Origin of the sequence: Anoxybacillus sp. ST4 (assembly GCF_019448545.1) — a bacterium.
Classification (GTDB): domain Bacteria; phylum Bacillota; class Bacilli; order Bacillales; family Anoxybacillaceae; genus Anoxybacillus; species Anoxybacillus pushchinoensis.
Genome location: NZ_JAHZOE010000047.1, coordinates 1 through 9,964, shown reverse-complemented (window position 1 = coordinate 9,964; position 9,964 = coordinate 1). Strand labels below are relative to the sequence as shown.

Below are 9,964 nucleotides of genomic sequence, written 5' to 3'. Positions count from 1 at the left end.
GTTACGATCCCTTCAATCACATGGTATAGATTTAAGTTACCACAAATAAGGAAAAAAGAAAAGAAGAAAAAATTCACGAGGAAAGTGAACTTTTTCTTGACTCCCCACTTTTTCAACACTTTGAAAAGGGGCTGATGAAATTCATCAGCCCCTTTTTCCTTACTGTGGAATATAGGCTCGCCATGTGGAGAAATCAAATGTTTCTTTTTGGACGAGTGATTTTGGAAAGATGAACGTCCACGGTTTGCTTGTGTTCGCTTTTACTTCCAATTGTAGTGTAAACGCTCCGCGCGCTAACACATCTCCTTTAGCATCTTCGACGATGAGCGGCAATTGTTCAAACGTAATATGCTTATTCGTACCGTTGCGAATGAGCAATGTGACGATCAAATTCCCTTCTTCGTTTACTTGCGCTTGCAACCCCATCACGTTTAGTTCGCCTTCTTTCGGTGGGGTAAGTGAACGGACGAGCTGTTCAAGCTTGTCTTGATCTTCTTTGCTTAATTGTTTTTTCCAACTTTCCTCTAAATCTAAGCGATGCGTCTTTTTTAATTCAAACGCTAGCTTCCAGCCCGTCTCCGGAATATGCTCGTTGTGTAAATCTTTTTTCGTGAATACAAATCGCCACGGTCGACTACTTCTAGGTGGAATGTCACCTAATTCTTGCATCGGGAATATTTTGCGACCAAGCACTTGTCCGTCTGGTCCGATAAACAGCAACGGAGTTTCATCGAAACGAATCGCTTTGTCTAAACTGTTGCGCACGAACGCAGTAATGACATAGTTTTCTCCTTCTTTTTTCCATTCGATTCCGGATAACGATACTTGGTTTTTTTTCAATGGCGGTAATTCGTTGTTCATATATTGAAAATAATATTTTTGTTCTGTCGTTAACGACATGAGTGGATGAATGGATAACGTCGTATGCACATCTTCATCTTGTTGTTCATGTGTGCCATCAAATAGTTGATTCGCTTGAATTGTACTATCTTCACCTTGTTTTTTCTTTTTAAAGAATGGAAGCATTGTTCCATCTCCTTTCTTATTGTATAAGCAGCTGAGCCAATTGTTGGGACGCATCTTTTTCTAAACGATGGTACATAACTGTAAAGAGCTCCAACCCTTCTTTTGCATATTGGCGCATCGGATCTTCTTGTCCATAATAGCGCAATCCAATTCCTTCCTTTAATAGTTCCATTGCCTCTAAATGCTTTGTCCAATGGAAATCGATTAAGGAAAGCAACGCTCGTTGAAGCGCCCATTGTTGTTCCTCTGTGTATGAGAATGAAGAAACGCGCTTTTTCCATGTTTCGATGGCTCGTTGAACGATCGATTCCACTTCTTGTTGTTCGACCGCACTAGCTATATCAATTTGTTCGTTTGTGACGATGCGAACCGTCTCTACTAAACGTGCGACATCCCATTCCTCTCGAATGACATCTTCTGGACACGTATAAGCTACTTCTCTTTCTAAAAACGACGGAACCATGTTGGCAACAATAGATACGACATCATTCGCCTCTAGCACGCGATTGCGCAACGTATAAATGGTGCGGCGCTGCTCGTTTAGTACGTCATCGAGCTTTAAGTTATATTCGCGCACTGAGAAATTGCTTCCTTCACAAATGCGCTGTATGCGGTTCACAAATTCATGGACGTCTTCATTTAACACTTCGCCTTCTTCATTCACGCGAAGCGCCTTTTTCATTTTCTCCAGCTCTTCTTTGGCGAAGCGGCGAAACATATCATCTTCGAGCGAAATGAAAAATTGCGAACGCCCTGGATCGCCTTGGCGGCCAGCGCGTCCTTTTAGCTGATTGTCAATGCGGCGGCTTTCATGGCGCTCAGTACCAAGAACGTATAAACCGCCAAGCTCAGCCACTCCTTCCCCGAGCATAATGTCCGTCCCGCGTCCAGCCATATTTGTCGCAATCGTAATTTGTCCTTTTTGACCTGCGCGCGAAATGAGCTCGACTTCTTGCTCGACGCTTTTTGCGTTTAACAATTGGAACGACAGCCCTTCTTCAGCTAAATATTTCGCTACTTTTTCCGACTGTAAAATGGACGTCGTGCCGATGAGCATCGGCTGCCCCGTTTCATGCACGCGCTTTGCTTCTTTTGCGACCGCCTTGTATTTTGCGTCAATGGAAATAAAAATGCGGTCACGCAAGTCTTGACGAATGACGGGGCGGTTTGTCGGAATTTGAACGACGTCCATACCATATAACGTTTGAAACTCTTTTTCTTCCGTTTTCGCTGTGCCCGTCATCCCTGATAAAATCGGATACATGCGGAAATAGTTTTGAATCGTAATCGACGCTTGAATTTTGTTTTCTTCTGTTAGCTCTAAGCCTTCTTTCGCTTCAATCGCTTGATGAAGTCCGTTGCTTAAGCTTCGTCCTTCCATCGGCCGGCCTGTGAACATATCAATCAACAACACTTTTCCATCTTTTACGATATAGTCGACATCGCGCGTAAACATGACATATGCGCGCAACGCTTGAATGACGTAATGATAAAGCACTTGATGCTCAAGATCGTATAAATTGTCAATGCCGAATCCTTTCTCAATTTTTTCGATGCCTTGTTCTGTTAAGTTCACTGTCTTTGTTTCTTCGTCATATTCGTAATCTTCGTCCCGTTTAAAATGTTTGACGATGCGGGCGCATAAATAACTTAGTTCGGAACTGACGCCTGTCTTCCCTGCGATAATGAGTGGCGTTTTCGCTTCGTCAATAAGCACGCTGTCGACTTCATCAACGATCGCATAATGAAACGGACGTTGAACGCGATCGGAAACGTGATATGCCATATGATCGCGCAAATAATCGAACCCAAACTCGTTGCCGACACCGTACGTAATGTCTGCTGCATACGCTGCTTTCTTTTCTTCTAGCGACATATGCGGCAAGTTTAAGCCGACCGTCAGCCCTAAAAATTCATGAATTTTTCCAATAAGGTCGCGGTCGCGTTTCGCTAAGTAGTCGTTGACAGTAATGACGTGCACACCTTTTCCTTCTAACGCTCGCAAGTAGCTTGGAGAAGAAGCAACGAGCGTTTTCCCTTCCCCTGTCGCCATTTCTGCGATGTTTCCTTCTGCCAATACGAGTCCGCCGATGAGCTGAACGTCAAAATGGCGCATCCCGAGGACGCGTTTCGACGCTTCTCTCACTGTCGCAAACGCTTCAACTTGTAAATCGAATACGCTTTCTCCTTGTTGAAGCCGTTGTTTAAATTCCGATGTTTTATCGCGCAGCTGTTCATCCGTTAACTTTTCAAACGCTGGTTCAAGCTCATTGATGCGCGCAACCGTTTTATAATAGCTTTTTAGTTTCCGTTCATCACGGTTGACTAATTTTCTTATGTAAGACAACATGTTGCATTCTCCTTCAATACGAATCAAATAGTCTCAACGTACAGTATACCATTGTTCCCAAAATGTTTCACGTCTCGGAAAATATTTCTTTTGTTTTGTCAGATTGGGTGATATTGTAATATTGTTAGAAAAAATTATCAAAATATGAAACTTTTTTTGTTTTTTCTCGTTGTAGTAGGTGTATTTGCTTTTCGAAGCGAATATATATGTTACATTCTTTTTTAGGAGGATTTGTATGAAAAAGTGGGAAAAATTAGCATTATCCATTAGTTTTGCTTCATCGCTTCTTGTGCCAACGATCGCACAAGCATCGATGGAGCCGCCGATTGCCCAATGGAAAAAGGAAACGGTAGAGAGCAAACAAACGTCACTTGCTTACAAACGGTTTGAAGAAGCGCAACATCAAGTGAGTTCAGACACATTGATTATTAAGTACCATGAAAAAATTCCTGCCGCTGTTCATCGCAGTTTAGGGACGACGTTAAAACAATCGTTTCCGCAATTGCGCTACGACGTCGTTACGGTGCAAAAAGGAAAGAACTTGCAAGAAGTGATGAAAAGCTATGCAAAATTAAAAGCGGTCAAAAGCGTGACGCCAAGTTTTACATACAAGCGGCTCGGCTCGGCTGATCCGAAAGCAGACCGTATGTATGCATTGACGCTATTAAACATCGACAAAGCGTTAAAACTAGCAGGAAACCATCGCGTCACAGTTGCCGTCATCGATACGGGGATGGATACGAAGCATCCTGAGTTGAAAGGTCGTGTGTTGCCAGCTTACAATGCGATTCACCCAGCTGGTGCTCCAATCAAAGATGTGCACGGAACGCACGTTGCCGGCATTATCGGGGCGAACGCAAACAATGGAGTTGGTGCCCACGGGGTTAACCCAAACGTCACCATTTTACCGATTGACGTTTTTGGTGGAGAGATGGGCGCAAGCGACTATACGATCGCCCAAGGTATTTTATATGCGATCGAAAAAGGGGCAAAAGTCATTAATATGAGCCTTGGCGGTTATTTTAGCTCGCCCATTTTAGAAGAAGCGGTCAAACAAGCGATTGATGCGGGCATTACTGTCGTTGCGGCAGCGGGAAATGAAGCGACGGATATGTATGCTATTCCAGCTTCATACGAAGGAGTCATTAGCGTCGGTGCGACGGATAGTAAAAACAAGCTCGCCGAGTTTTCAAACTATGGACCATCCGTTGACCTTGTCGCTCCGGGTGTTGACGTATACAGCCCGATTTACGACTATGCGAAAGGTTCTTCATTTGCGGAGTTAAGTGGAACGTCGATGGCGGCACCTGTCGTCGCTGGAGTCGCTTCGCTTCTTTTATCAAAGTATCCGAACTTAAAACCGTATCAAGTCGAATGGATTTTAGAGCGCACCGCAACGGATTTAGGGGAAAAAGGATATGACTTAACATACGGCAACGGTCTAGTAAATCCTGTCGCTGCGCTGCAATATAACATGAAAAACGTGCCGCAAAAAGAAAATTGGAACGATGAAACGATTTTAGCGAAGGCACCGATCATTGATGCGAAAGAGGCGTACGTGAAAAAAGGTGCGCTGACAAAACCGGAAGAAATGCATTGGGTAAAAATGAACGTACAACAAGGTGAAAGCGTGCAGGCGTTGCTCGAAGGAGCACAATCATACGACTATAAACTTGTGTTCCGATTTTACCCAGAAGGAAAAACAACATCTGAAAAGCCGGTGCACGTCAACGACGGACGCGCAGGGGAAATGGAAGCGAAACTATTTACAGCGAAGCAGCCAGGGGTATTGGCAATCGGTGTAACAGATGCGAATGGCAACTATAGCTTACAAGGGAAGTCCACATATACGTTAGCTGTCCAGTCGTTTACGGAGCTTGTAGACGACGGCATAACAAAAGACAATCCAGCAACGATTGAACAACTTCCGTTCGTTGCAGAAAACTTGACGTTCGTTTCAGGAGGAGAGGAAAGCGACCGCGACTACTTCCGTTTTACCGTCACAGAGCCGACAACCGTGAAGTTTCAACTGTCTCCTGTGCCGGGCATCGACTCTTCTTTACACGTATATGTAGCGGAAGACTTGTATCGCCCAGTCGATCCAGATGCGAAATATAAAGAAATACCGTTCCCGATCGCTTCCGCAAACAACAATGGCATGAGCCGCGGGGAAACGTTAACGTTTGAAGCGTATCCGGATGTACAATATGTGCTTGAAACGTCGAGTGAACCGTCGCTTGCATTTTATATGATGTCTTCCTATCCGATGATGTCAAGCAGTCAAACAAATGAAGGAAAAGGCTCGGCCATTCCGTACACGTTAACTGCGGATGCGATCACGTTGCCGCCAGATGAAGATCATTATCCAGCACGCGAGCCGATGCCATCAGGTGAGGAAGCGATTCAACAAGCAGAAAAGTTAAAAGAAACGACGCGCAAACCGAACGATACGTTTATCATCATTGATGACGGAAACTGGAGCTATTTTGAAAAAGAGCAAGTGCAACAAATAAAACAACAAGCGCGAGACTACAACGTTGGCGACCGAATCGAAGCGTTTATTCAATTTAGTTATGACCAAGACATGTATCGCGTAACAGTGCCGAAAACAGCCATTTATCAGTTTGCGTTCGAAACGCCGGACGATATGATGCCATCAGCCGTTTTGTTCGAATACGATGAGAAAAAAGATGATCTTATCCCTGTAAACTATTTTTGGCCGTTTGATTGGATGTCCGGGAAAAAGCAGACGAACTGGACGCTTATTTTAGAAGAAGGAAAAACGTATTACATGTCGGTGCAAAACGACTACTATCAGCCGATTGCTGATCCGTACGTCATCACGTCGAAAAAGCTTATAGATGCGTCGAAAGATGTAAACGAGAACAATAATGAACCGATTTTGGCGACTGTCGTGCAAGTGAACGAATCGAAAACAGGAAACTTCGTATTGCCAGAAGATGTGGACTATTATTACTACAAACATCGTGAAGCGAACGGTGTGTTGACGTTTTATGCAAAACCAAGCAAAATCAATGCTTCGTTGCCGAAAGAGCTTCGCGGTACGTTCATTCCGATCGTATCGGTCGTTGAAGATACGAACGGGAACATGACGATTGATGAAGACGAATACGGTAAAGCAGTGACGTTTTTCCCTACCGGCTTCAGTCCGTTATATGACGTGAACGGTTCATTCCGTGCGAAGAAAAATGTCGGCTACTTCTTTATCATGAACGGGTTGATGTGGGATGGACTATCGCTTCAGTCGTACAACTTTGGCATTCAATCGCTCAATAAAAAAGATGAAGATGCTGCATCTATGATGAAAAACAACGTGCCATCGAAACCGCTCGCGTTAACGAAAAAAGGAAACGTATACGAAGCGAGCGGATATATGAACGTCGTTGATTACGGCGATAAAGACGCTTACAAGTTCGTCGTTGACCGCGACGGCACGTTTACATTCAAGCTTAACGTACCGGGGACGATGGATGGAGTGATGTCCATTTTCGATGCGAAAGGGCGCATCGTGCAATCGTACGACAACTACGGTGAGGGCGATGCTGAAATCGCTACCCTTTCGTTGAAAAAAGGAACGTATTATGTCGTCGTTGAAGAAGCGCTAGCTCGGCCAAACGCCAACCCATATACGCTCTCTATAACGAAGAAATAAATACGAAGGCTGCCTATTACAGGCAGCCTTCCTTATTTTTCTTTTTCATCGTTGCGTTTGACGTGTTAACATAAATGTAGATTGATAGATAACGAGGTGATGAACGTGCAACGCATGCGATTTATTTGGCTTTCATTCGTTTTTTTATTCTTTTTTCACGCGCCCGTCCACGCCCACGTCGTTGATTTAACGAAAAAAGCACAGGCGCAAAGCTACGAAAACTACTATTCGCTTATTGTTAGCTATAAAGGGGAAAGTGGCGTCACGTTTGAAAGCTATAGCCCGCATTGGACGAAGACGAAGCTTATTCAGCTGGAACAAGAACTATTAAAAAACAAACATGGCGCTGAGCTTGCTTTGTTACGGAGCATTAAAATTTTTCCTGACTATCCTGCCGGTGCAAACGTACTCGGACAATATTTTGCGCAATATCAAACAAGTCCAAAGCCTGCGTTGCTTCCGAATCGGTATATTCATCTATACGGGGGAAATGAATGGACGACCGTCGAGCAAATGGCGACGACGTTAGCGCACGAATATGGGCATCATTTTACGTATTATTATTTATTAAACAAAGAGCAGCGCCTTCCGAACGAATGGCTCATGTCGCGATATGCGGCGGCGCGTGAATTGTTTCGCTATCCGAATGTTCATGCCGATGGAAATGGGGCGTACGAATGGTATATGCCTGAAATACTCGCAGAAGATTACGTGCAATTATTCGGTTCGCCAAACGCATTAAAAGGGCATATGCAAATGAACGTTCATCTTCCTACCCCTTTTGAACTTTCAGCGCTGCAAACGTATTGGAAAAACGAGCTTGGCGCACCGTACGAACCGCAGCCGCCCCTTCCGCTCTTGTTGACGAACTATACGGTAAGAAATAACGTGTATTCGCTAAAACTTTATACATATGCCGATACAACGGCATACTTGAACGCACAAGATGGACAAGGTCGCTATGCTTCTGTTTATATCGGTAGTGTGCCAAAAGGAATAAACGAAACGACATATGATGGAACGAAACTGAGTAGTCAAATTTCTTGGCTATTTCGCTCAACGTTTGTCGATACAGCACTTTTTCGCGTCGTACAACCGACGGCAAAAGGGTTCAATCGCGGTTCGGCAACGCTTCGCGTCTCATACGAATCGATTGATTCGCTCGTTGCGACGCCTCCGCTTTTTCCAGATGTCGTCGGGGAAGAATTGCAGATGGCAGCGCGACTATTGTATGAGCGCGGCATCATCTCGGGGTTTCCAGACGGCACATATCGCCCGAACGAACGGCTATTGCGCCGCCATGCCGCACTTATGCTTATTCGAGACTTGCGTTTAACGCTTCCTGAAGGATATGTCGTGAAAGCGAAAGACGTAAAGCCGACAGACGCGTGGTATAAAGAAATGGCGATTGCCGAAGCGTACGGGCTGCTCACGGGATACGACGGCAAGCTACATCCGAATGAGTACATTACCCGTGCGCAAATGGCAACGATTTTAACGAGGGTATATGGCGATGTGTACGAAACGCCAACGGCGACTCGCACGTTTGTCGATGTTCCGTTTTCCCATTGGGCATACATCCCGATCCATACGCTCTATTTCAACGGCATTACAATAAACGATCCGTATCGCCCGAACGACATCGTCACACGCGGACAATTTGCGCTCTTTCTTAGCCGAACATTGCAAAAAAAATAGCGATGAAGGCTTGTCCTTCATCGCTATTTCATATTGATCGCACGATATAAAAACACCGCAAACTGCGCCCGCGTCACCACATCTTTCGGACGGAACGTGCCGTCCTCATATCCGTTCGCAATGCCTGATGCGACAAGTTTTTCGATCGCATCATACGCCGCATCTGTTTCTTTTACGTCGACAAACGGAACATCCGCCCCGCGTTTTAACTTCCACGCTTCCGCAAACCATATCGCTAATTGCTCGCGCGTTAACGGCTCGTCCGGCTGGAACGACGTCATCTGTTTATCGACGATTCGCTCTTTGACAAGGGCGTTAATCGCACCGACTGCCCAATGGTCGCTCGGCACGTCTTGGAACGTTTTTTTCCGATCGTTCATATTAAAGTCGAAATACGCTGCGATTAGCCCCGCTGCATCCGCGCGCGTCATCATTTCATCAGGTTTAAAATAACTTTTCGCGTAACCGAGCACAATTTCTTCTTTTCCGAGCGATGTAATTTCTTCATTCGCCCAAAAGTCTTTTCCGATATCGCGAAACTGTCCGACAGCTTCTTCATAAGCAAGCACTCGTCTTGCCCCTATGTATCGTTTCTTATAGTAAGAATCGTCAAGCGACGTCACGGTGATCCCTCTCGATGAACTCGCATGAATAAATCGGTTATCCCCGATGTAAATTCCGGCATGTGACGGTCCTTTTTTATACGTCTCAAAAAAGACGAGATCGCCAACGCGCAACTCTTCTTTCTTTACTGCACGTCCTTGTTTATACTGCCCTTCAGTCGTCCGCGGCAGCGTTACCCCGAGCCCTTCCATCACATGGCGCGTAAATCCAGAACAATCGAACCCTTTTTCCGAACTGCCGCCAAATTGATACGGCACCCCGACATATTTTTTCGCAAGGGGGACGAGCCGGTCGTAACTATCTGCATATGCGAATGAAGGGAAAAGAAAAAACAAAAGCAACGCTGACATAAGTCTCCACACACAATCCACCTCACTCCGCCATTGTTCTTACTATTTCGACACATTCATACGATTCCAAGTGTATCATAAATAGGAGAATGATAACTTTACAGTTATGTAACAAAATTTTTGTAACTATTCACCCCAGTGCTAGTGTATAAAAAAGCCCAGCACAAATAGGGCATTTCGGTCATAGAAAATGCCCTAGGTAGCGGAAAGAACTCGATCGATCGTTTCGCCTGCCAACAGAAG

At 45.0% G+C, this 9,964-nt stretch carries 5 protein-coding genes; 2 read left to right on the top strand and 3 right to left on the bottom strand.

What is annotated here, in order from left to right; genetic code table 11:
- Window positions 1–159: 159 nt before the first annotated feature.
- Window positions 160–1,026 carry an accessory Sec system S-layer assembly protein gene (locus K1I44_RS14635; protein WP_219986594.1) on the bottom strand — a complete coding sequence of 289 codons (867 nt, stop codon included), beginning with the start codon at window positions 1,024–1,026 and terminating at the stop codon, window positions 160–162.
- 16 nt (window positions 1,027–1,042) lie between these two features.
- Window positions 1,043–3,376 (bottom strand): accessory Sec system translocase SecA2, encoded by a 2,334-nt coding sequence (gene secA2 / locus K1I44_RS14630; protein ID WP_219986593.1) that lies wholly within the window; start codon window positions 3,374–3,376, stop codon window positions 1,043–1,045.
- Between the two features lie 235 nt (window positions 3,377–3,611).
- Between secA2 and K1I44_RS14625 the strand changes: the two genes are divergently transcribed.
- Window positions 3,612–7,049, top strand: a complete 3,438-nt coding sequence (locus tag K1I44_RS14625) for a S8 family peptidase (protein ID WP_219986592.1) — start codon at window positions 3,612–3,614, stop codon at window positions 7,047–7,049.
- Between the two features lie 105 nt (window positions 7,050–7,154).
- Entirely contained in the window at window positions 7,155–8,747 is a 1,593-nt protein-coding gene (locus tag K1I44_RS14620) for an S-layer homology domain-containing protein (protein WP_370628019.1), read from the top strand.
- Between the two features lie 23 nt (window positions 8,748–8,770).
- Here K1I44_RS14620 and K1I44_RS14615 read toward each other — a convergent pair whose 3' ends face one another.
- A complete protein-coding gene (locus K1I44_RS14615) occupies window positions 8,771–9,733 on the bottom strand; it encodes a C40 family peptidase (RefSeq protein WP_219986591.1) in 963 nt (320 codons plus the stop codon).
- Window positions 9,734–9,964 lie beyond the last annotated feature (231 nt).

Coding starts and splice junctions, on each gene's coding strand:
- K1I44_RS14635 (WP_219986594.1), bottom strand. CDS start 1,026: ATGCTTCCATTCTTTAAAAAGAAAAAACAAGGTGAAGATAGTACAATT.
- secA2 (WP_219986593.1), bottom strand. CDS start 3,376: ATGTTGTCTTACATAAGAAAATTAGTCAACCGTGATGAACGGAAACTA.
- K1I44_RS14625 (WP_219986592.1), top strand. CDS start 3,612: ATGAAAAAGTGGGAAAAATTAGCATTATCCATTAGTTTTGCTTCATCG.